20 protein-coding genes are annotated in these 20,829 nt (G+C 68.0%); 13 read left to right on the top strand and 7 right to left on the bottom strand.

All coding sequences use genetic code 11. The features are described from left to right. Positions 1-72 precede the first annotated feature (72 nt). Genes secY through ABD212_RS01155 form a run of 4 tightly spaced genes read left to right on the top strand, consistent with a single transcriptional unit; the run spans position 73 to position 3,540 of the window. A complete protein-coding gene (gene secY, locus ABD212_RS01140) occupies positions 73-1,395 on the top strand; it encodes a preprotein translocase subunit SecY (protein WP_344090327.1) in 1,323 nt (440 codons plus the stop codon). After that, entirely contained in the window at positions 1,392-1,991 is a 600-nt protein-coding gene (locus tag ABD212_RS01145) for an adenylate kinase (RefSeq protein WP_344090329.1), read from the top strand. Before secY ends, ABD212_RS01145 begins: the two co-directional genes overlap by 4 nt. 4 nt (positions 1,992-1,995) lie before the next feature. Then, positions 1,996-2,835, top strand: a complete 840-nt coding sequence (map, locus tag ABD212_RS01150; protein WP_344090331.1) for a type I methionyl aminopeptidase — start codon at positions 1,996-1,998, stop codon at positions 2,833-2,835. Positions 2,836-2,847: 12 nt separating this feature from the next. Next, positions 2,848-3,540 (top strand): DsbA family protein, encoded by a 693-nt coding sequence (locus tag ABD212_RS01155; RefSeq protein WP_344090333.1) that lies wholly within the window; start codon positions 2,848-2,850, stop codon positions 3,538-3,540. Between the two features lie 566 nt (positions 3,541-4,106). On the opposite strand, the gene ABD212_RS01160 is transcribed toward ABD212_RS01155, so the two are convergent. Continuing rightward, positions 4,107-5,123 (bottom strand): hypothetical protein, encoded by a 1,017-nt coding sequence (locus ABD212_RS01160; protein WP_344090335.1) that lies wholly within the window; start codon positions 5,121-5,123, stop codon positions 4,107-4,109. 645 nt (positions 5,124-5,768) lie between these two features. On the opposite strand from ABD212_RS01160, the gene infA reads away from it, so the two are divergent. The 9 genes from infA to truA all read left to right on the top strand — a co-directional run bounded on the left by infA (position 5,769) and on the right by truA (position 13,919). Beyond that, on the top strand, positions 5,769-5,990 hold the full coding sequence (infA, locus tag ABD212_RS01165; protein WP_013583992.1) for a translation initiation factor IF-1: 222 nt from the start codon (positions 5,769-5,771) through the stop codon (positions 5,988-5,990). A 65-nt stretch (positions 5,991-6,055) separates the two neighbouring features. Continuing rightward, a complete protein-coding gene (gene rpmJ / locus ABD212_RS01170) occupies positions 6,056-6,172 on the top strand; it encodes a 50S ribosomal protein L36 (protein WP_282836964.1) in 117 nt (38 codons plus the stop codon). A 251-nt stretch (positions 6,173-6,423) separates the two neighbouring features. Next, positions 6,424-6,804 carry a 30S ribosomal protein S13 gene (gene rpsM, locus ABD212_RS01175; protein ID WP_344090338.1) on the top strand — a complete coding sequence of 127 codons (381 nt, stop codon included), beginning with the start codon at positions 6,424-6,426 and terminating at the stop codon, positions 6,802-6,804. A 32-nt stretch (positions 6,805-6,836) separates the two neighbouring features. Next, positions 6,837-7,235: a 30S ribosomal protein S11 gene (gene rpsK / locus ABD212_RS01180; RefSeq protein ID WP_179437262.1), complete on the top strand. Its 399-nt coding sequence runs from the start codon at positions 6,837-6,839 to the stop codon at positions 7,233-7,235. A 164-nt stretch (positions 7,236-7,399) separates the two neighbouring features. Further along, positions 7,400-8,389, top strand: coding sequence for a DNA-directed RNA polymerase subunit alpha (locus tag ABD212_RS01185; RefSeq protein ID WP_344090341.1), 990 nt, complete (start codon positions 7,400-7,402; stop codon positions 8,387-8,389). A gap of 81 nt (positions 8,390-8,470) precedes the next feature. Continuing rightward, positions 8,471-9,079: a 50S ribosomal protein L17 gene (gene rplQ / locus ABD212_RS01190; RefSeq protein WP_344090343.1), complete on the top strand. Its 609-nt coding sequence runs from the start codon at positions 8,471-8,473 to the stop codon at positions 9,077-9,079. A gap of 282 nt (positions 9,080-9,361) precedes the next feature. After that, entirely contained in the window at positions 9,362-11,539 is a 2,178-nt protein-coding gene (locus ABD212_RS01195) for an adenylate/guanylate cyclase domain-containing protein (RefSeq protein ID WP_344090345.1), read from the top strand. A gap of 9 nt (positions 11,540-11,548) precedes the next feature. Beyond that, positions 11,549-12,982, top strand: coding sequence for a mechanosensitive ion channel domain-containing protein (locus ABD212_RS01200; RefSeq protein ID WP_344090347.1), 1,434 nt, complete (start codon positions 11,549-11,551; stop codon positions 12,980-12,982). A gap of 70 nt (positions 12,983-13,052) precedes the next feature. After that, the gene (truA, locus tag ABD212_RS01205; RefSeq protein WP_344090349.1) at positions 13,053-13,919 is read left to right on the top strand and encodes a tRNA pseudouridine(38-40) synthase TruA; all 867 of its coding nucleotides are present in this window, start codon (positions 13,053-13,055) and stop codon (positions 13,917-13,919) included. A gap of 60 nt (positions 13,920-13,979) precedes the next feature. On the opposite strand, the gene ABD212_RS01210 is transcribed toward truA, so the two are convergent. The 6 genes from ABD212_RS01210 to ABD212_RS01235 all read right to left on the bottom strand — a co-directional run bounded on the left by ABD212_RS01210 (position 13,980) and on the right by ABD212_RS01235 (position 20,622). Beyond that, positions 13,980-14,669 (bottom strand): endonuclease/exonuclease/phosphatase family protein, encoded by a 690-nt coding sequence (locus ABD212_RS01210; RefSeq protein ID WP_344090351.1) that lies wholly within the window; start codon positions 14,667-14,669, stop codon positions 13,980-13,982. Positions 14,670-14,772: 103 nt separating this feature from the next. Further along, positions 14,773-15,978: an acyltransferase family protein gene (locus ABD212_RS01215; protein WP_344090353.1), complete on the bottom strand. Its 1,206-nt coding sequence runs from the start codon at positions 15,976-15,978 to the stop codon at positions 14,773-14,775. Between the two features lie 28 nt (positions 15,979-16,006). After that, on the bottom strand, positions 16,007-17,317 hold the full coding sequence (locus ABD212_RS01220) for a UDP-glucose dehydrogenase family protein (protein ID WP_344090355.1): 1,311 nt from the start codon (positions 17,315-17,317) through the stop codon (positions 16,007-16,009). Between the two features lie 123 nt (positions 17,318-17,440). Then, positions 17,441-18,505 carry a glycosyltransferase family 4 protein gene (locus ABD212_RS01225; protein WP_344090357.1) on the bottom strand — a complete coding sequence of 355 codons (1,065 nt, stop codon included), beginning with the start codon at positions 18,503-18,505 and terminating at the stop codon, positions 17,441-17,443. Beyond that, positions 18,498-19,628 (bottom strand): hypothetical protein, encoded by a 1,131-nt coding sequence (locus ABD212_RS01230; protein ID WP_344090358.1) that lies wholly within the window; start codon positions 19,626-19,628, stop codon positions 18,498-18,500. Before ABD212_RS01230 ends, ABD212_RS01225 begins: the two co-directional genes overlap by 8 nt. 1 nt (position 19,629) lies before the next feature. Then, the gene (locus ABD212_RS01235; protein WP_344090359.1) at positions 19,630-20,622 is read right to left on the bottom strand and encodes a glycosyltransferase; all 993 of its coding nucleotides are present in this window, start codon (positions 20,620-20,622) and stop codon (positions 19,630-19,632) included. Positions 20,623-20,829: the final 207 nt, after the last annotated feature.

The following is a 20,829-nucleotide window of genomic DNA, read 5'->3' on the forward strand; positions in this document are numbered from 1 at the left end:
TCCGGCCCCCGCTGGGTTACCCTGGATGACGGTACGCGAGTCCGTACCGGCATCCCTTCTGGAGGCAGCCTCTTGTTCAGCGCCATCGCGCGGGTCTTCCGTACACCCGACCTTCGTCGGAAGATCGCATTCACTCTGGCGATCATCGCCTTGTACCGGCTCGGTGCCCACATACCGGCCCCCTTCGTCGACTTCCCCAACGTGCAGGCCTGCCTTCAGCAGTCCTCCGGCACCGAGGGCCTGCTGTCGTTGGTCAACCTGTTCTCGGGCGGTTCGCTGCTGCGGCTGTCGATCTTCGCGCTCGGCGTCATGCCGTACATCACCGCGACGATCATCGTGCAGCTGCTTCGCGTCGTCATCCCGCATTTCGAGACGCTCTACAAAGAGGGCCAGTCCGGCCAGGCCAGGCTGACGCAGTACACGCGCTACCTCACGATCGCGCTGGCGCTCCTGCAGTCGACCACCCTGGTGACGGTCGCCCGCAGCGGTCAGCTGTTCGGTCAGAGCAGCGTGCCCGAGTGCCAGCAGCTGCTGACGAACGATGTGTGGTGGGCACAGCTGCTCATGATCATCACGCTGACCGCCGGCACCGGCCTCATCATGTGGTTCGCGGAGCTCGTCACCGAGCGCGGCATCGGCAACGGGATGTCGATCCTCATCTTCACCTCGATCGCCGCGTCCTTCCCGGTCTCGATGATGGCGATCGCGCAGACCAAGGGATTCGAGGTCTTCCTCCTCGTTCTCGCCATCGGAATCGTCGTCGTCGGTCTCGTCGTCTTCGTCGAGCAGTCGCAGCGGCGCATCCCGGTGCAGTACGCCAAGCGCATGGTGGGTCGTCGCACCTACGGCGGAACCAACACGTACATCCCGATCAAGGTCAACATGGCCGGCGTCGTGCCCGTCATCTTCGCCTCGTCGCTGCTGTACATCCCCGCCCTGCTCGCGCAGTTCAACCAGCCGCAGGCTGGGCAGACGCCCGCGGCCTGGGTGGTCTGGATCACGAACTACCTGACCAAGGGCGACCATCCGCTGTACATGGTCCTGTACTTCCTGCTCATCGTCGGCTTCACGTACTTCTACGTCGCGATCACCTTCAACCCCGTCGAGGTCGCCGACAACATGAAGAAGTACGGCGGGTTCATCCCTGGCATCCGTGCCGGCCGGCCGACCGCGGAGTACCTGGACTACGTGCTCACGCGCATCACCCTGCCGGGCTCGATCTACCTGGGCTTGATCGCCCTGCTTCCGCTCATCGCCCTTGCGACGGTCGGCGCCAACCAGAACTTCCCGTTCGGCGGCGCGTCGATCCTGATCATCGTCGGTGTCGGACTCGAGACGGTGAAGCAGATCGATGCGCAGCTCCAGCAGCGTCACTACGAAGGGCTTCTGCGATGAGGGCACCCCGGCTGCTCATCGTCGGACCCCAGGGTTCCGGCAAGGGTACCCAGGGCGTCCTCGTCGCAGAGGCGTACGGCATCCCGGCCATCTCGACCGGTGACGTGTTCCGGTCGGCCGTCGCGGCCGGCAGCGAGCTCGGGCGCCAGGTGCAGGCGATCATCTCCGCCGGTGACCTCGTGCCCGACGAGCTCACCAGCGCCGTGGTGCGCGACCGGCTGTCGCAGGCGGATGCCGCGGGAGGGTTCCTGCTCGACGGCTACCCCCGCAACCTCGCTCAGGTGCGGGATCTCGACGCGTTCCTTGAGGCGCGGGGCGGCGAGCTCGACGCCGTGATCGAGCTCAACGTGCCACGGGACGAGAGCATCGCGCGCCTGTCGCAGCGCGCGCAGGAGCAGGGTCGCACCGACGACACCGAAGAGGTCATCGCCAACCGTCTCGCGATCTACGAGCGCGAGACCGCCCCGATCCTCGACGTCTACCGCGACCGCGGAATCGTCGACGACATCGACGGCACGGGATCGCTGGACGACATCACCGATCGCGTCATCGCCGCTCTCGAGGCCCGCGGGCTGATCCGCTCGGCCGCGGCCTGACTCCGTGGCTCTGCGCCGCTCGATCTACAAGTCGCCCGCCCAGCTGCGGGCTATGGTGCAGCCCGGGCTCATCACGGCGGCGGCGCTCGACGCCGTCCGCGCGCTGATCGCGCCCGGTGTGACGACAGGCGAGCTGGATGCCGCGGCATCCGCGCTCATCACCGCCCGGGAAGCGAAGTCGAACTTCCAGATGGTGCGCGGCTACCGCCACACGATCTGCGCGTCGGTGAACGAGCAGGTCGTGCACGGGATCCCCGGGGATCGCGCGCTCGCGCCCGGCGACATCCTCTCGATCGACGCGGGCGCGGAGTACCAAGGCTGGAACGGCGACTCGGCGTTCTCGGTCGTGCTGCCCGATCCCGCCCGTCCCGCGGTGGTCGCCGAGCGGCAGCTCCTGTCGGACGTGACCGAAGGCTCCCTCTGGGCGGGCATCGCCGCGCTCGCCACTGCGTCGCATCTCGGCGAGATCGGCACCGCCGTACAGGGCTACATCGAGGCCAATGCGCCCGAGGGGGGCTACGGCATCCTGCGCGACTACGTCGGGCACGGCATCGGACGCAAGATGCACGAGTCGCCGTCGGTGTTCAACTACCGGGTGGCCGATCCGGGTCCGGAGGTGCGACCGGGTCTCGTCCTCGCGATCGAGCCGATGGTCGTCATCGGCGACCAGGCGACGTTCGTCGAGGACGACGGATGGACCGTCTCCACTATCGACGGCTCGGCCGGCTCCCATTGGGAACATAGCGTCGCCGTGCACGATGGAGGCATCTGGGTCCTGACGGCGCCCGACGGCGGTGCCACGGGCCTCGCACCGTTCGGCGTGACACCGCGAGAGATCGCGTAGGAAGAAGAGGACATGGCAGGGCAGCCGCGCAAGGTCAACTGGTTCGCGATCTGGGTGAGTGTCGGGGTCGTCGTGGCTCTGGTGCTGGTCGCCTGGCTCGTCATCGCGTTGAACAACCAGTCGCAGGGCGGCGGCGGCACCGGCGAGACGCCGAAGGCCTCGAACATCAACAGCGAGACGGGCGCGATCCTCGTCGGCACCGGCGCCTCGACCATGGACACCTACATCGACTTCATGTGCCCCATCTGCAACCAGTTCGAGCAGGCTTATGGCGACGCCATCCAGGGTCTGGTCGACGACAGCACGATCACCCTCGGCATCCACCCGATCGCGATCCTGGACCACTCCTCGCAGGGCACCAAGTACTCGACACGGGCTGCGAATGCGATGTACTGCGTGGCGGTGGCGGATGCCCAAGCCGCCGTGCCCTTCATGCGGGCGATGTACGCGAGCCAGCCCCAGGAGGGCTCGACGGGACTCACCGACGCCCAGATCCTGCAGATCGCCTCGACCGCCGGAGTCACCGGGATCGATGACTGCGTCAACAGCGGCAAGTACTCCGACTACGTGACGACGATGACCCAGAAGACCCCCGTGCAGCCCGGCGCGAGCGGCATCGGCACGCCGACGATCGCCATCAACGGCAAGGTCATCGCCAACTCGACGCTGCCGCAGCCCGCTGACCTGGCGTCGCTGTTCCAGTAGGCCGTCGCGGGCGGCGGCCTCGGGCTGCCGGGCGGCGGGGCGGCCTGGGCCGCCGCCATGAGAACCCACGATCCCGCCGAGAAATCGCATTCCCGCCGGGACATCACGCCGCGGGTGGGGAGTCGGCGGGTTTGTGGTTTCTCGCGGGCTGCACGGGAGTGCGAGCAACCATCGGGTAGCCCGGCGCATCCACTGGCCGCGGCCGCGCTCTCGACATCCGCCAGCCAGCGCTTGAGAAACCACCTCCCGGCGGAGGAACCACTCTTAGGCCGAGACATCACGCGGTCGACGGGGAGTCGGCGGGTTGGTGGTTTCTCGCGGGCGGTTGGGGAGCGGGAGGCAAACATGGGGGACGCCTGCGGCGTCCACTGGCCACGGCCGCGCTTTCGGCATCCCTCCGCTGCCGCCGCGCCTTCGGCATCCCTCCGCTGCCGCCGCGCCTTGGGCATCCCCTCGCGGCGGCCGCGCTTTCGGCATCTGCCCGCCAGCGGCCGCGCTTTCGGCATCCCCCAGCCAGCGCTGGAGAAACCACCTTTCGGTTGAGAAACCACTCGCGGGCCGGGACATCACGCGGTCGACGAGGTGTCGGCGGGTTTGCGGTTTCTCGCGGACGGGGCCGACCGCGGGTTGGTGCCGAGGGTCGCGAGCAGTGCGGGGCGCTGCGGCCGCATGCGGGGAACCCCCATGCTGTCGAGTCGATCCGTAAGCGGCTTGACGGCGACGGCGGCCGACCAGTCCCACCTGCCGAAGGCGCGACACTCGCGGCGAAGTCTGTCTTCGCGACGCTTCTCGTCGATGACGCGCGCGACCGTGTCGTCCGCGGACTCGCCGCGGTACTTCTCATAGCCGTCGGATTCACCCAGTGCGCGCACGGTGCGCCATCCGAAGTCGACGCGATCGCGGCATCCTTCTGAAACGATCTCGACTTGGAGCTCGGGTTCCTCGAAGCCGGCCCAGAGCATCACGGCGCGGCTCACCGACTCGCCGACCGACTCGGCACGCGCATCGACGAGAGGCCAGAGCACTGCCAGCTGCCCACGGCCACGGCGATCGGACTCCACTGCCGCGATCGCCCGGAGATCGTCGATCGTGTTCGTGCCGCCCTGGAACGGCGAGATCGCCGCATCGGCGACGGCAAGCGCGAATGCCGGAGGCAGCACCCGCATCAAGTCCACGGCGGTCTGCGCCGCCGAGGTGGTGTGAGCGAACCCGCGGCGCTCGGTCACGGGCGGGTCGACGCTGGTGTGGACGCAGACATCGCCGAATCGTCGCGACCTCGCCCGATCCGGATCGTGGATATGGATGTCGCGCGGTTCGCCGAAGATCGGAAGCCCCATCAACGCGGCAGACGACTCGTGTGAGAAGACGGCATCGGAATTGACAAGCGCATACGCATGAACTCGGGCGAGGTAGCGGTCCCACGGCGCGAGTGCCTGCCACGTGGAGTGCGGCGCGTACACGCCGGCGCGAACGCGGGCATAGCGGGGACCGTCGCGAAGGCGCTGGCCGGTCAGCGGTACGTCCGCGACGAGCAGGAGGTCCACGGGCGAGGGTCTCACCTGTCCCATCGGCATCACGGGCATCTGTTCATGGTGCTCCCACCGGCATCCCGCCGTATCACGAGCCCCGACTCTGTCGATGGATGTCTGAGCCCCACCGTTGGGGAGGAGCCGCAACCGTTAGGCGCCTTCTGCGCAACCGCTTCGCCCAGGAACCACCCACCCGCCGAGAAACCACCCACCCCTCCGCCAGAACCACCCACCCCTCCGCCAGAACCACCCACCCCTCCGCCAGAACCACCCACCCCTCCGCTAGAACCACCCACCCCTCCGCTAGAACCACCCACCCCTCCGCTAGAACCACCCACCCCTCCGCTAGAACCACCCACCCCTCCGCCAGAACCACCCCAGCAGCCCGCCGAGAAGCCTCATCCCCGCCCAGAAACCACCCCGCCGCCCGCCGAGAAACCTCATCTCCGCCCAGAAACCACATGCTCGCCGAGAAATCGAGCGTCGCATGAGGTCTCGTGGCGGATGTGGTTTCTCAGCGAAGGCGGTGGCGGCGCGTCGAGCAAACCGCAGGCTGATGCATACCCGGGCCCGGTTTGCCGAGGCATCCTAGATCACGTATGATTGATCCTTGGTGCGTCGCGCCTTCATCGGCGTGTCCGAGCACCGAAACCCCCATCAACCGCAGACCGACCGGTCTGCACAAGCGTTAGCGAGTGTATGGCGAAGAAAGACGGTGTCATCGAGATCGAGGGCACGGTGTCCGAGGCTCTGCCCAATGCGATGTTCCGCGTTGAGCTCACCAACGGCCACAAGGTGCTCGCCACGATCTCAGGCAAGATGCGGCAGAACTACATCCGCATCATTCCCGAAGACCGCGTCGTCGTGGAGCTCAGCCCCTACGATCTGACCCGCGGCCGCATCGTCTACCGCTACCGCTAGACCGGTCGAGAAGTAACGCCCCAGGCGATATCGCCTGCCCGGCGAAGACAGCGAAACAGGAAATCATGAAGGTCAACCCCAGCGTCAAGCCCATCTGCGACCACTGCAAGGTGATCCGCCGTCACGGTCGCGTGATGGTGATCTGCAAGGCCAACCCGCGCCACAAGCAGCGCCAGGGTTGAGCGAGGCGGCGCAGCCGCCGAGTCGAATCTCAGGAACGTACAACTCAATATCGCGAGAGGCGCTACGTCTCGCTTCGCTCGCTCAACGACCGGAAGGTCGACGGAGCGGCGATCACGTCTCGCTTCGCTCGCTCAACGACCGGAAACGGTCACTGAAAAGGCAGGATCAGAACCCGCAAGGGGGACACCTCGGGCTGGAGGCCCGGGCACCGATCCTGCTCCACACCTCCACCAACTCCTAGGAGAGCCGCATGGCACGTCTTGCCGGCGTTGACATCCCGCGCGACAAGCGCGTGGTGATCGCCCTTACCTACATCTACGGCGTCGGCCGTACCCGCTCGAACGAGATCCTCACCGCGACGGAGATCGACGAGAACCTCCGCGTCAAGGACCTGAGCGACGACCAGCTCATCGCCCTCCGCGACTACATCGAGGGCAACTACAAGGTCGAGGGTGATCTCCGCCGCGAGGTCGCCGCCGACATCCGCCGCAAGGTCGAGATCGGCTCCTACGAGGGCCTGCGTCACCGTCGTGGCCTCCCCGTGCGCGGTCAGCGCACCAAGACGAACGCGCGCACCCGCAAGGGCCCGAAGCGCACCGTCGCCGGCAAGAAGAAGGCCGGCCGCAAGTAACGCGGGCCCGGAAGGTTTAGGAGAGAGAACTCATGGCACAGGCCAAGACCGCCGCGCGCAAGCCGCGCCGCAAGGAGAAGAAGAACATCGCGCTGGGCCACGCCCACATCAAGTCGACGTTCAACAACACGATCGTGTCGATCACCGACCCGTCCGGGGCTGTCATCAGCTGGGCATCGTCGGGTGGCGTGGGCTTCAAGGGCTCGCGCAAGTCGACGCCGTACGCCGCCGGCATGGCCGCGGAGTCCGCTGCCCGCCAGGCGCAGGAGCACGGCGTCAAGAAGGTCGACGTCTTCGTGAAGGGCCCGGGCTCCGGCCGCGAGACCGCGATCCGCTCGCTTCAGGCCGCCGGCCTCGAGGTCGGCTCGATCAGCGACGTCACGCCGCAGGCCCACAACGGCTGCCGTCCTCCGAAGCGCCGCCGCGTCTGACCCTTTCGACGCCGCTCAGGACCGGGGACGCGTCTGCCGGTCCTGAGCGCGTCGGACTTTTCAATTGGCGGATGCCGCGGCCCGCGGCATCCCTGAACAAAACTCAACACACCTCACCCACTGCAAGTGTCAAATAGCGGGCACTTGACTGAAAGGAACACATAGTGCTCATCGCACAGCGTCCCACTCTGACCGAGGACAAGATCGGGGAGTTCCGCAGCCGCTTCGTCATCGAGCCGCTGGAGCCTGGCTTCGGCTACACGATCGGCAACGCGCTGCGTCGCAGCCTCCTGTCCTCGATTCCCGGCGCGGCCGTCACGAGCATCCGCATCGACGGCGTCCTCCACGAGTTCAGCACCATTCCCGGTGTCAAGGAGGATGTCACCGAGATCATCCTGAACATCAAGCAGCTCGTCGTCTCGAGCGAGCGCGACGAGCCCATCACAGCGTACCTGCGCAAGACCGGTGCGGGTGAGGTCACGGCCGCCGACATCTCGGCTCCGGCCGGTGTCGAGGTGCACAACCCCGAGCTCGTCATCGCGACGCTCAACGACTCGGCGAAGTTCGAGCTGGAGCTGACGATCGAGCGTGGCCGCGGCTACGTCTCTGCGACGCAGAACCGCAACGAGTACGCCGAGGCCGGTCAGATCCCGATCGACTCGATCTATTCGCCGGTGCTCAAGGTCAGCTACCGAGTCGACGCCACCCGTGCAGGTGAGCGCACCGACTTCGACAAGCTCGTGCTGGATGTCGAGAGCAAGTCCTCGATCGCCCCGCGCGACGCCGTCGCCTCTGCCGGTCGCACGCTGACCGAGCTGTTCGGCCTGGCCCGCGAGCTCAACGTCGAGGCCGAGGGCATCGAGATCGGCCCGGCACCGGTCGAGACCGTGCTCTCGAACGAGCTGTCGATGCCGATCGAGGACCTCGACCTGTCGGTGCGCTCGTACAACTGCCTCAAGCGCGAGGGCATCAACACCGTCAGCGAGCTGGTCGCCCTTTCGGAGACGCAGCTCATGAACATCCGCAACTTCGGTCAGAAGTCGGTCGATGAGGTGCGCGACAAGCTCGTCTCGCTCGGTCTGTCGCTGAAGGACTCGGTTCCCGGGTTCGACGGTGCGCACTTCTACGGCGGCTACGACGACGAGACCGTCTGAACTGCGTCCCACAGTCGCGACCGTCGGTTCATGACAGCGGCGCGCCTCCCCGACCCGATTTCACCCTGGAGTAACTGAGACATGCCCAAGCCCACGAAGGGTCCCCGCCTCGGCGGCGGTCCCGCCCACGAGCGCCTGCTGCTTGCGAACCTCGCCGCCGCGCTGTTCACGCACAAGTCGATCAAGACGACCGAGACGAAGGCCAAGCGCCTGCGTCCGCTCGCCGAGCGGCTCGTCACGTTCGCCAAGCGCGGCGACCTGCACGCGCGCCGTCGCGTACTGTCGGTGATCGGCGACAAGGAGGTCGTGCACGTCCTCTTCACCGAGATCGCCCCGCTGGTCGCCGACCGTGAGGGCGGCTACACCCGCATCACGAAGGTCGGCAACCGCAAGGGCGACAACGCGCCCATGGCGGTCATCGAGCTCGTGCTCGAGCCGGTGACGAAGAAGCCTTCGGTCAAGAAGACGTCGGCGAAGGCGGATGCCGCTCCCGTCGTCGTCGAGGAGGCGCCGGTCGAGGCCGACGAGCCGGTCGAGGCCGACGAGCCCGCGGTCGAAGAGGCTGCGGCAGACGAGGCTCCGGCAGACGAGGCTCCGGCCGCCGGTGCCGAGTCGCAGGAAGAGGGCGCTGCCGCCGAGGCCGCGGCGGAGGACGCCGTCGAGACCCCCCCCGGCGAGAAGTCCGAGTAATCGGACGGCCGGGCGTCGCTGCCCGGCCAGGTCGCGGCATCCGTGCCCGGCCATCCTTGCACCACGAGACCCGCGAGCCCTGAGGGGCCCGCGGGTCTCGCGCGTCTGCGGGCGACGCCGCGCGCTGCGGGATCAGGGGCGCCGGCGCCCGGGCGCGGGCACAGGCACGTGTGCCCGACGGTTCCTTCCGAATGCGCCCGGCGCTAGTCTGGGCGCAACCTCGCCGCGGCGAGGCCCTGGGGTTCTTGCTGCGCCACGGCGGCGCACCTGAGGAGCGGCAGATTGTCCGAGTCGACCACGCCGGCACCGGCACCCACCGAGTGGGTGGGCAGGCCGCGCCCGCGCTCTCGTGCGGGGCTGTCGATCTACTCCATCCTGCTCATCATGCTGCTGTCGGTCAGCGTGCTCTCCAGCATCGTCGTCGGGATCATCGGCTACGTCAACGGCACCGAGGCGCTCCGCTCGATCGCCTACCAGCGCCTCGTCGAGATCCGCGAGAACCGCAGCCGCGAGGTCTCCCAGCTGTTCGCGACGATCGAGAACGCGGTGCGGCTCGGCGCCATGAACGAGACGAGCAAGCAGGCGGTGCGCGCGTTCACCGCGGGATTCGACGAACTCCAGCGCCGGCATCCGACTCCCGCGCAGGCGGCTGCGCTCGACGCGTACTATCACGACACGTTCGCTGCTGACCTGTCGGCGGCGACCGGAAAGGATGTCGACGGGTCCACCTTCTCCCCTCGCGATGGCGCTCAGGCGTATCTGCAGTACAACTACGTGATCCCCTACAAGAGCTGGGAGGACGCGATCAAGACCGCCGACGCGGGGGATGGCAGCGCGTGGTCGCAGGCGCATGCGAGGTACCACGCCTACTTCCGGTCGATGACGCAGCTTCAGCAGTTCGAAGACGTCCTCGTGCTCGACACGGCAGGCAACGTCGTCTACTCGGCGTACAAGGGCGTCGACCTCGGCACGAATCTGTTCGATGGGCCCTACAAGCTGTCGAACCTCGCCCAGGCGTACCGCAGTGCGATGGATCAGAACGTCGTCGGCGACGTCGTGATCGCGGACTTCGCGCCGTACTATCCGAGCCTCGGCACGCCCGCAGGGTGGGCCGTCACCCCGATCGCCGACGGCGGCGAGGTGATCGGGGCGCTGGCGATCGAACTGCCGATCGACCGGGTCAACGAGGTGATGACCGTCGGCGGCGAGTGGGATGCCAACGGGCTCGGACGCACGGGTGAGACCTACCTCGTCGGCCACGACGGACTCATGCGGTCGATCTCGCGCCGGCTGGAAGAGGACCCGACGGCGTACCAGAAGGATGCCGTGAACGCGGGCCTCGCGCCGGCGGCCGCGGCGCTGAGCGTCCACAACGGCGACACCCTCATGCAGCAGGCGATCTCGGGTGACGCGGTCACGCGGGCGCTCGCCGGTCAGGACGGAACGCTGCTGGAGCGCGACTACCTCGGTCGCGACAGCCTTACGGCCTACGCCCCGCTGAACGTCGACGGACTGAACTGGGTCATCGTCGCGCAGGAGACGTCCGCCGAGGCGCTCGTGCCGGTCGAGGACTTCACCCGCAACCTGATCCTCTCCACCGCGGCCATGATCATCTTCGTCTGCCTGCTCTCGCTCGTGCTCGCGCAGATCTTCGTCCGGCCGCTCCGGCGACTCAAGTCGGCCGCGCAGCGGATCGCCGCCGGCGAAGAAGGCGTGCAGGTGGATGCCGGATCCAGCGACGAGCTCGCCGACGTCGCGAACGCCTTCAACGACATGAGCCGGAGCCTCGAGATCAAGTCGCACCTCATCGACGAGCAGGCGAAGGCGAACGAGCAGCTGATGCTGTCGTTCATGCCGGAGGGCATCGCCAGCCGCTACAAGCACGGCGACGAGGCGATCACGCAGGACAGCGACGACGTCACGGTGATCTTCGCCGACATCGTGGGGTTCGAAGAGCTCGCCTTGTCGATGTCTTCCGAGGACGCCGTCGCACGACTCAACGACCTGGTGCGCATCTTCGACGAAGCGGCCGAGCGCCACGGCGTCGAGCGTGTGCGGACGACCCGCCAGAGCTACCTGGCGAGCTGCGGGCTGGCGACCCCGCGCGTCGACAACGCGCGCCGCGCGGTGGATTTCGCGATGGAGCTGGAGAAGATCCTCGAGCGGTACTCCACCCACCAGGGGGTGCAGCTGGGCCTTCGCGCGGGCCTCGACTCGGGCAAGGTCACGAGCGGACTGATCGGTCGTGCCCGCGTCGTGTACGACATGTGGGGGGATGCCGTCAACCTCGCGTTCCGCGTCCAGGGCGACTCCAACGAGCCCGGCATCTACATCACGCAGCGGGTGGCCGACCGGCTGCCCGAGTCGGTTTCGATCAAGCCGGTCGGCGAGATCCAGACCCAGAACGGCGCCCAGCGGGTCTGGAAGGTCGACGCCCCGGTCCCGGTCGTCGAGGGCTGAGGCATCCTCATGGCGGACATCGTCTCGCAGCCGTGGTTCTGGCCCGCTGTCATCGTCTCGGTGGGACTGCCGCTGCTGCTGATCGGCCTGACCGAGTTCTACAACTCGCTCGCCCGTCGCGGCAGCCGCGCGGCGCCGATCATCCTGATGGTGCGCAACTACCTCGTCCCCGTCGCTGCCATCCTCCTTCTCATCACGCAGCCGGGAGCGTGGAAGGAGCAGGGGACCTGGCCGAAGGTCATCGCGACGGTCTTCGGCCTGCTCGTGATCGTGGTGGTCATCAACGCGATCAACCACCTCGTGTTCCATCGCGGCGAGAAGGGTTCGTGGCGCGACCGGTTCCCGGCGATCTTCAGCGACCTCATCCGCTTCGCCCTCATCGTCGTGGGCATCGCGCTGATGTTCTGGTGGGTCTGGGATGCCGACGTCGCCGGCGTCTTCGCGGCGCTCGGCGTCACCTCGATCATCGTCGGCCTGGCGCTTCAGAACGCGGTCGGGTCGATCGTGTCGGGGCTCTTCCTCATCTTCGAGGCGCCCTTCGAACTCGGCGACTGGATCGACACGGGGGGAGTCCGCGGCCAGATCGTCGAGGTGAACTGGCGCGCGATCCATCTCGACACCGGCAACGGCATCCTGGTCATGCCGACGGCCCATCTCGCGGGCGGCGCGTTCACCAACCTGTCGCGCAGCCCCGAACCGTACGCGGCAACAGCCGAGGTCGAGTTCGGCACCGACGACCCGCCGGGGAAGGTCCGCGACCTGCTCCTTCAGGTCGCGCGCGACATCCCGCTGGTCTCGCCGCTGCGCGAGCCCGCCGCGACCAGCCACCCCGCCGCCAAGTACTCGGTCTCGATACCTCTGCAGAATCCGGGCGACGCCGATGCCGTGATCGACATCTTCCTCACCCGGCTCTGGTACGCCTCGCGGCGCACCGACCTGCACCTGGACGGCGATGTCACCGACGACTGGCGAACACCGGCCCGGTTGCAGGATGCGCTGCGGCAGATCGCCCCGGCACTGAGCCTCAAACCGGGCGAGACCGATGCGCTGGCCGCCGACGCCCGCCTGGAACGGTACTGCGCAGGAGAGTCGATCCTGCGCCCCGGCACGGTGCCCGCCGTTACCCGGTTCGTGCTGAGCGGCACGGTGGTGCTCGGCATCCCGACGGAGGATCAGGGTTTCGTGCAGGTGGCGAAGCTGAGCACCGACGACGCCATCGGCATCACCGCCCTCTCGCGCACTCCGACGATCTCGCGGGCCATCGCGACGAGCGAGGTCGACGTGGTCGTGCTGCCGATCAACATCCTCGACGACATCGTCCGATCGCACCCGGTGGTCGCCCGCGAGCTCGTGCGCGAGAGCGAGAACCGCGTCCAGCAGGCGCGGATCGCCCTCCATGCCGTCGGCGAGCAGCTGCCGTTCGGCCGCCAGATGCTCGGCTGAGCCGCGGCGCCGGCGCTGACGCAGCGCGCGGTCCGCGGGATGACGGATGCAGCGGCAATAGGCTGGGGCGGTGCGCATCCGGCTCGACATCGCCTATGACGGGACGCATTTCCGCGGGTGGGCGCGCCAGCCGGGGCTGCGCACCGTGCAGGGCACACTCGAGGACGCGATCGCGCGGGTGCTCGGCGGAGACCCGAGGCTCGTTGTGGCGGGACGCACGGATGCCGGCGTGCACGCGACCGGACAGGTCGCCCACCTCGATCTGGACGAAGCCCAGCAGCAGCGGCTCACGGCCCGCCGTCCGCGCGCGCGAGCAGGGGAGGAGCCCGGCTCGGCTCTCGGACACGCCGGCGCCCTGGCGCCCCGGATCTCCGGCGTCGTCGGCGCGTACCCCGACGTCGCCGTGCGCCGGTCGTCCGTCGCCCCCGAGGGGTTCGACGCGCGGTTCTCGGCGGTGTGGCGCCGCTACGCGTACCGCGTCGCCGATCGCCGGTCCGGGTACGATCCGCTGGAACGGCATCGCACGACCAACGTCCGCGCGACGCTCGACGAGACGGTGATGGATGCCGCGGCCCGTACGCTCATCGGACTCCACGACTTCGCCGCCTACTGCAAGCCGCGCGACGAGGCCACCACCATCCGCACGCTCCTCGAGTTCGACTGGCGCCGCGACGCCGAAGGCGTGCTGGTCGCGAACGTCAAGGCCGACGCGTTCTGCCACAGCATGGTGCGCGCGCTCGTCGGCGCGTGCGTCGCCGTCGGCGAAGGGCGGCTGGACGCCGAGGATCTCATCGACATCCGCGACTCGCGCGAACGGATACCCGAGGTGAAGGTGCTCGCCGCTCGAGGGCTGACGCTCACCGACGTGGGCTACCCGGCCGACGAGCTGCTGGCAGGTCGCGCCGAGCAGACGCGCGCGCGGCGGATCGCCGACTGACCGTGCCTGGCTGAGCCGGGCCCTCGCACCGTCCGGGTTCGCAGGCGTGGGAGGCGCTGTTCAGGCCTGCGCGACGCGTACCGGCGCGGGCTCGGCATCGATCATGATCGGCAGATGGTCCGAACGGCCCTGCGGCAGCGTGGTGACGCGCGCGATGTCGAAGCCGACGGAGGTTGCGAGGTCGTAGTGTCCGCGGAAGAACCGGTAGCGCGTATAGGTGCGCGCATCGCTCAGGGTGAGCTCGTACCCCTGGTCCCGGACCTTCTGGCTCAGGTGCTCCTTGAAGACCGGATAGTTGTAGTCGCCGACCATGAGCGCCGGGAGGCCCGGACCGAGCTGCTCCAGCTCGTGAAGCGCGGAGCGGATCTGATGGCGCCGCAGCGAGTTGAGTGCGGTCAGCGGCGCCGCGTGGAACGAGGCCACGATGAGGTCGCGGTTCGCGTCGATGTCGTGCAGCAGCGCGCCGAGCATGCGTTCGTGGGCAGGCTTGAGAACGCGATCGTGCAGAGACTTCTTCAGTGCGATGGCCCGCACCTGCAGGGCGTGATATGTGCTCTCGCGGTAATACAGTGCGAGCCCCAGCCGATTGCCCTGGGTCGCTTCCGCGAGCCGCAGCCCGGCGAAGCTTTCCGGCAGGTCGTTGGTGTCGCACTCCTGCAGGCAGAGGATGTCGGGCGCATGGCGCTCCGCCAGGCCGGCGAGCTCGGTGGCTGCCCGGTGCTTGCGCAGGTTGTAGGAGATGACCTTCATGTCGCGACCAGCCTAGAACGGGCGGGCGGAGCCCGGAGAGGCGAAAGCGGATGCTGAGGGGATACCCAGCCTCGCCCCACGGCGTGGCCGTGCCCGGCCCGGCTTATGCGCGTTCGTCGTTGTGTCGTTCACCCGTGTTCGCGGTGTCACCGGCGTTCGCCGTGCCCGTGCTGTCCGGGTCACCGGTGTTCTCCGTGTCCGCGTTGTCTGGGTCACCGGTGTTCTCCGTCTCGCCCGCGCGATTCAGCCGGCGCCGGAGCCGGGCGAAGGGCCGATCCACGAACACGAGGATCGCCCACGATGCGAGAACGGTCGCCGCGATGCCGATGGTCGCGGTGGTCACCACCGGCGCGCTGATGGACGTCTCGGCGATGATCAAGGCGGGGCGGTGGATCAGGTAGATGGAATACGAGGCGATCCCCACCCAGACGACGGCCCGAAGGTTGAACAATCGGCCGATGACGGATCGTGGCATCAGGATCAACGGAACGAAGACCGCCGCGAGCGCGATGCTCTGGATCGTGTAGCCGATCGTCATCCCGAGCGTATCGGGCCAGCGGCTCACGAAGTACACGACCGCCACCCCGCCGAGGAGGATCGGGGTCAGCAGCCAGCGGCGCCTCGGAGTCCGCACCTCGCCGTACGCCGGGTTCGCGGCGATCGCGAGCACGGACCCCCACAGGATCGCGTCCGCCCGGGTGTCGGTGGCGAGATAGATCCGGTCGTAGCCGGCGCCCTGAGAGAGGAGATACACGCGCCACACCATGATCGCCGTGCACAGGGCGACCAGGATCGCGGCCTGCATCCAACGCCGCGGCACCCAGCGGCGGAGGGCGACGTACAGCAGCGGGAAGATCAGATAGAAGTGCTCCTCCACGGCGAGCGACCAGAGCGCGTTCATCCCGCCGGGGAGCCCCGCCCGGCCCGCCCAGATGATGTAGTAATTGGTCCAGAACGTGAACGTGGAGACCGCACCGAGTGCGGTCATCCGGTTCGCGATGGCGCCTGCGAGAGACAATGCCACGGCGACGATCAGCACGAGATACAGCGGAGGGAAGATCCGGAAGAAGCGGCGCAGATAGAAGTCCTTGATCGAGATCCGGTCCATCGCGTCGTATTCGCGCCGCAGGAGCGTGGTGATCAGGTAGCCGCTGAGGAAGAAGAAGATCGTGACACCCGTCGACTCCCGGATGAGCCGGTACGGGAGTTCGGCGTGCCCCCAGACGACGAGAAGGATCGCAAGGGCGCGGATTCCGTTCAGAGACGGAATCTCGAACTTGCGGCCACCGACGATTCCCAAGTTCGCCATGGCTGTCCTCGATTCGGGGGGAGACGTGTTAGGGCCTTCCCATGCCGTAGTACGTCCAGCCGGCGCCTCGCCACGCGGATGCGTCGAGGCAGTTCCTTCCGTCGACGATGATGCGCCCATTGACGAGTCCCGCGGCGTGGTGGGGCGACAGCTGGTGCCGATACTCGTCCCACTCGGTCACGACGACCACGACATCCGCTCCACGGAGCGCCTCGTCACGGTCTTCCACGTACGCCAGCTGCGGGTGGATGCGGCGGGCATTCTCGATCGCGGCAGGGTCGGTGATCGTCACCCACGCCCCCAGACCGTGCAGGCGCACGGCGACGTCGAGCGCGGGAGAGTCGCGGATGTCGTCGGAGTGGGGCTTGAACGCCGCGCCGAGCACCGTGATGTTCTTCTTGAACACCGAACCGCCCAGCGCGTTCACGACCAGCTCCACGGCGCGATCGCGGCGCCGGAGGTTGATGGCGTCCATCTCGCGCAGGAAGGCCACCGACTCGCCGCGACCGAGTTCCTCGGCACGGGCCGAGAACGCGCGGATGTCCTTGGGGAGGCATCCCCCTCCGAAGCCGATGCCTGCGCCGAGGAAGCGGCGTCCGATGCGAGCGTCGTGGCCGATGGCGTCGGCGAGCTGGGTCACGTCGGCTCCGGTGACCTCGGCGATCTCCGCCATCGCATTGATGAAGGAGATCTTCGTGGCGAGGAAGGCGTTCGCCGCGACCTTGACGAGCTCCGCGGTCGCGTAGTCCGTCACGATGAAGGGCGTCTCTTTCGCCACCGAGGGGTGGTAGACCTCGCGCAGCACGTCCGCGGCCCGGTCCCCCTTCGATCCGGATGGCACCCCGGCGACGAGGCGATCCGGATCGATGGTGTCCTGCACGGCCCAGCCCTCGCGGAGGAACTCCGGGTTCCACACCAGCGTCGCGCCGGCTTCGTGCACCCGGGGCGCCAGGGTCGCGGCCGTCCCGACGGGAACCGTCGACTTGCCCGCGACGATGTCGCCCTCGGAGAGATAGGGGAGCAGGCCGTCGACGGCGGCATTCACGTAGGTGAGATCGGCGGCATATCCGCCCGCCTGCTGCGGGGTCCCGACGCCGATGAAGTGCACGGCGGCGCCGGCGGCCTGCGCCATGTCGGTGGTGAAGCTCAGGCGGCCTGACTCGATGCCCTGCGTGAGGATCTCTTCCAGCCCCGGCTCGAAGAACGGTGCCCGTCCCTGCGCAAGCGACGCGATCTTCCGCACATCGACGTCGATGCCGACCACATCGTGGCCGATCGAGGCCATGGCGGCGGCGTGCACGGCACCGAGGTACCCACAACCGATGACTGACAGACGCATACTGCTCCTCATGTGGCGCGACGGATCGAACTCTCTTCCTATCAGAAGAGTGTTACCGGAATTGGTCGCGAGGATTGCCTCGCGCGACAGACCAGGTGCGGCATCGGCACGGGAATCGGCACATCAGGACACCGGGGAGGCATGAAGGGCCGCCGAAGGGATCGGTCCCCGCTGCGCATCGATCCAGATCGACTCGACGCGGGGGTAGACGGCGGTCGCCGAGAAGCGGGAGGCGAATCGCGCGAAGCCTGCGTCGGCGATCCGGCGCCGCTCGTCCTCGGCGGACATCGCGCGCTTCAACGCGACGAGGAGGTCATCGACGGAGGCGGGCGCGACGAGGATTCCGCAGCCGTCGGACAGCACGGCGGGTATTCCTCCGACCGCCGTCGAGATCACGCAGGCTCGACGGGCCATGGCCTCGAGGATGAACATGGGCATCGCCTCATCCCGGGAGGGCAGGACGGCGACCTCCGCCTTGTCGAGCAGCTCCATCAGGGCGCTGTGGTCGAGGCTGCCCACGAACTCGGCGCCGGGCAGGCCGTCGTCGACGAGGTGTCGATCGCGGATCGGCCCCGCGACGACGAGTCGCCACGGCTCGGCGGGCTCGGCTTCGCGCCACGCCTCCTGAAGCACGTCGATCCCCTTGCGGTACGAGACCACGCCGCCGAAGACGACGAGCTTCTCCTTCTCACGAGGGCGACCGCTCGGGATGGCGTTGGGGACGAGCTCGACGTTCTGTTCGCCGACATGGCGAGCGCAGATGGCGCTCGTCTCGTCGCTCAGGCTGATCACGCGCGAGCTGGCGGTCAGCACCTTCCGCACGATATCGGGGTTCTGGCGCTCGAACGCGGCGAACTCGCTGCCGTGCAGGTGCGCCACGACAGGGAGCCCCAGGCGTGCCGCGTAGCGCGCGATCCACCCCTCTCGAAGGAAGGATCCGCGTTCGCTCAGATGGACCACGATCGTGGCACGCTCACCCGATCGCGCGATGACGCGGATCCGGCGCAACGCACGCAGGAATCCCCGCGCCGCGGCCACGTGATCGCCTGGATCGCCTCGTGACTCGATCACGTCGACGTCCACTCGAGGAAACGGCCATGCCAGGTAGGCGTTGATGACCTGCGTCATTCCGCCGGGGATGTCTCCCGACCGGCCGACGTGATAGACGTGGGTACGCTGCTCAGCCAACGGCGACCATTTCCGCGGCGTCGGCGTGCGGTGCGTCGGCGAGCAGCTCGGCGAGCTCTTCGCGCACGGCATCCAGCCGTTCCCGGGCGACGACGAGGTGCCGCAGGTTCTCTGCTCTTCCCGCCGCGATCTCCTCCAGCGCGCCCGCCAGATCCTCGGCGGCCATTGCGCTGGTGTTGATCGCCACGCCATCGATGCCGATCGTGGCGAAATGACGCGACACCTTGTCGTCGTCATCCAGCTGCAGCCCCGCCGGCGCGGCGCCCTCGGTGAAGGCCGCGATGATGACGTGCAGGCGATCGCTCACTACGACGCGGGTATGGCGATAGAGCGCTCTCAGTCGCTGCTCCTGGGCCGCATGGTCGCTGAGCTCCGGCCACTCGAGGAGTTCGGCACCGAGGTCGCGTGCCAGTTGGCGCGACCGGTCGTTGTCGACGGACACTTGAGTGACGACCCAGACGGTGAGATCCTCGCGCTCCGCGAAGGTCGCGATCCCCGTGAACCACTCCTGCGGCGGGTATGGTCTCGGCGCGACCTCCACGTCGTTTCGCATCGAGACGACCAGCACGTCGCGGTGCGTGTCGTGGACCGCTGCGGCGAGAGCCTCGTCGGTCATGCCCTCCTCGAACCCGAGGTCGGGCATCGGCGGTCCGAAGCCGAGGTAGCGGGCGGTCCGGTCGTCACGCCATCGGGTGTACGAGCTCAGGGCATTCGAGGGCCACATGATCGCGCGGGGCAACCGGGAGAAGTTGCGTGCGCCCGCCCCGATCCTGCTGACGGAGCCTCCCCGCAGTCGCACGAGCGCCGCGGCAGGAAGCATGGCCAAGTGCTCCTTCATGCCGACCACGGTCAACTGGATCTCGCCGGGCTTGTAGATCGAGCTCGCATTGCCGCGCCACGCGGACTTCAGCAGAGCTGCGTACCACTGCCGGAAGGAGCGGTAGACGACATCCCCATGTCTCAGGCCCAGGCCTTCGTCGTATCCCTCCGGGGCGTTTCCGACGTAGACGTGCAGGCGGCCGGCGGCCCGCGCCCAGTTGAGGAGGGGCCTGCGGAGGATGATGTCGCCGATGTTCTCGTACTGTCCCCGCCCGACGGCGAAGACGTCGCGTTGCCGTGTCACGTCAGGCTCCCGCCATCGCGAGGGATTCCTGGCCCACGGTCAGCCCGTCGACGATCCGTCTCGACGCCGCGAGGCGAATGGTCTTCTCGGTGAGGTCCGGCCCCTCGACCGCAATGCCGATGCCCGAGCCGTTGACGAGCTCGGCGATCTGAAGCTGGTGGTCATCGACGTGCTCGTAACGGGTCGCGCGCCGCACAGCTTGGATCGGGAAGATCCCCATGCCCAGCAGTTCGAGCAGAGTTCCGACGCCGGCGTGAGTGACCACGACGTCGGCGTCAGCGGCCGCCGCGGCGAATTCATCGGGCGACAGGTAGCGGTTGACCGAGCCGGGCAGGCTGTCAAGACGATCCGTGTCACCGAGCTGCCACACGGTGTCTTCGTTCGCCATCCCGGTCGCGAGGAAGGCATCTATGATCGAGTCGAACCGGTATCCCCGGATCGTGCCGAGGGTGATGAACACCCGCAGCGGATCGCTCTTGACACCCCGCTGCTCGCTGCGATAGTCGGCGAGGATGCTCGGGTGCGTGCCCCAGCGGCCCTTCGCCCAGGAGGGATGCTGGGTGCGCACGTCCACGCCGCGCATCCGCGCCAGCATCCGGCCGGTGGCGGATGGCCCGCGGACGCGGCACACGCTCTCGACATACGTGGACGGCACTCCGTGCAGCCGCGCGAGCGGCAGCGCCGCTGTCGCGATCGCCGCGCCGGTGCTGATGGCGGCGTCGAACTTCTCGCGCTGCAGCAGACGTCTGAGCGTCGGCAGAGCGAAGATGGTGCCCTTCAGATCGCGTGGTCCGACGTAGGGCAGGTGGTGCACGCGTCGCCCGGCGAGCTGCTGCCGGCTCTGCTCGGTGTCGAACGTCACCCAGAGCGAATCCTCGTGGGCGCCGATGCGGGACTCGATGCGCAGCAGTTCCGTCAGATGCCCGCCGGTCGAGCAGATCATCAAGGCCTTGCCGCCGGCTCCGAGAATATTCGAATCGAACGATTCCTGCATTTCGCTGTGTCTCCACTCACTGCGGAGATCGCCGAATTCGGTCGATTCTCCTGGTGATCTGCGGCTACGACACGACGCTGGCGACAGCCCGTCCTCTGCCCCAAGCTACAGCGGTGCGGTCTGGTGGTCACGGTCTCCAGGCGGACCTTAACCCGCGTGTAACCAGTCTTCACGCGGTGTTCACATTCAGCACCGAGGAGCGGGCTT

It is taken from the genome of Microbacterium deminutum, assembly GCF_039530205.1.
GTDB lineage: Bacteria > Actinomycetota > Actinomycetes > Actinomycetales > Microbacteriaceae > Microbacterium > Microbacterium deminutum.

Bases quoted from the DNA above. Each gene is read 5' to 3' on its own strand.
- ABD212_RS01145 (WP_344090329.1), top strand. From the start codon at position 1,392: ATGAGGGCACCCCGGCTGCTCATCGTCGGACCCCAGGGTTCCGGCAAG.
- ABD212_RS01155 (WP_344090333.1), top strand. From the start codon at position 2,848: ATGGCAGGGCAGCCGCGCAAGGTCAACTGGTTCGCGATCTGGGTGAGT.
- ABD212_RS01160 (WP_344090335.1), bottom strand. From the start codon at position 5,123: ATGCCCGTGATGCCGATGGGACAGGTGAGACCCTCGCCCGTGGACCTC.
- infA (WP_013583992.1), top strand. From the start codon at position 5,769: ATGGCGAAGAAAGACGGTGTCATCGAGATCGAGGGCACGGTGTCCGAG.
- rpmJ (WP_282836964.1), top strand. From the start codon at position 6,056: ATGAAGGTCAACCCCAGCGTCAAGCCCATCTGCGACCACTGCAAGGTG.
- rpsM (WP_344090338.1), top strand. From the start codon at position 6,424: ATGGCACGTCTTGCCGGCGTTGACATCCCGCGCGACAAGCGCGTGGTG.
- rpsK (WP_179437262.1), top strand. From the start codon at position 6,837: ATGGCACAGGCCAAGACCGCCGCGCGCAAGCCGCGCCGCAAGGAGAAG.
- rplQ (WP_344090343.1), top strand. From the start codon at position 8,471: ATGCCCAAGCCCACGAAGGGTCCCCGCCTCGGCGGCGGTCCCGCCCAC.
- ABD212_RS01200 (WP_344090347.1), top strand. From the start codon at position 11,549: ATGGCGGACATCGTCTCGCAGCCGTGGTTCTGGCCCGCTGTCATCGTC.
- ABD212_RS01210 (WP_344090351.1), bottom strand. From the start codon at position 14,669: ATGAAGGTCATCTCCTACAACCTGCGCAAGCACCGGGCAGCCACCGAG.
- ABD212_RS01215 (WP_344090353.1), bottom strand. From the start codon at position 15,978: ATGGCGAACTTGGGAATCGTCGGTGGCCGCAAGTTCGAGATTCCGTCT.
- ABD212_RS01220 (WP_344090355.1), bottom strand. From the start codon at position 17,317: ATGCGTCTGTCAGTCATCGGTTGTGGGTACCTCGGTGCCGTGCACGCC.
- ABD212_RS01235 (WP_344090359.1), bottom strand. From the start codon at position 20,622: ATGCAGGAATCGTTCGATTCGAATATTCTCGGAGCCGGCGGCAAGGCC.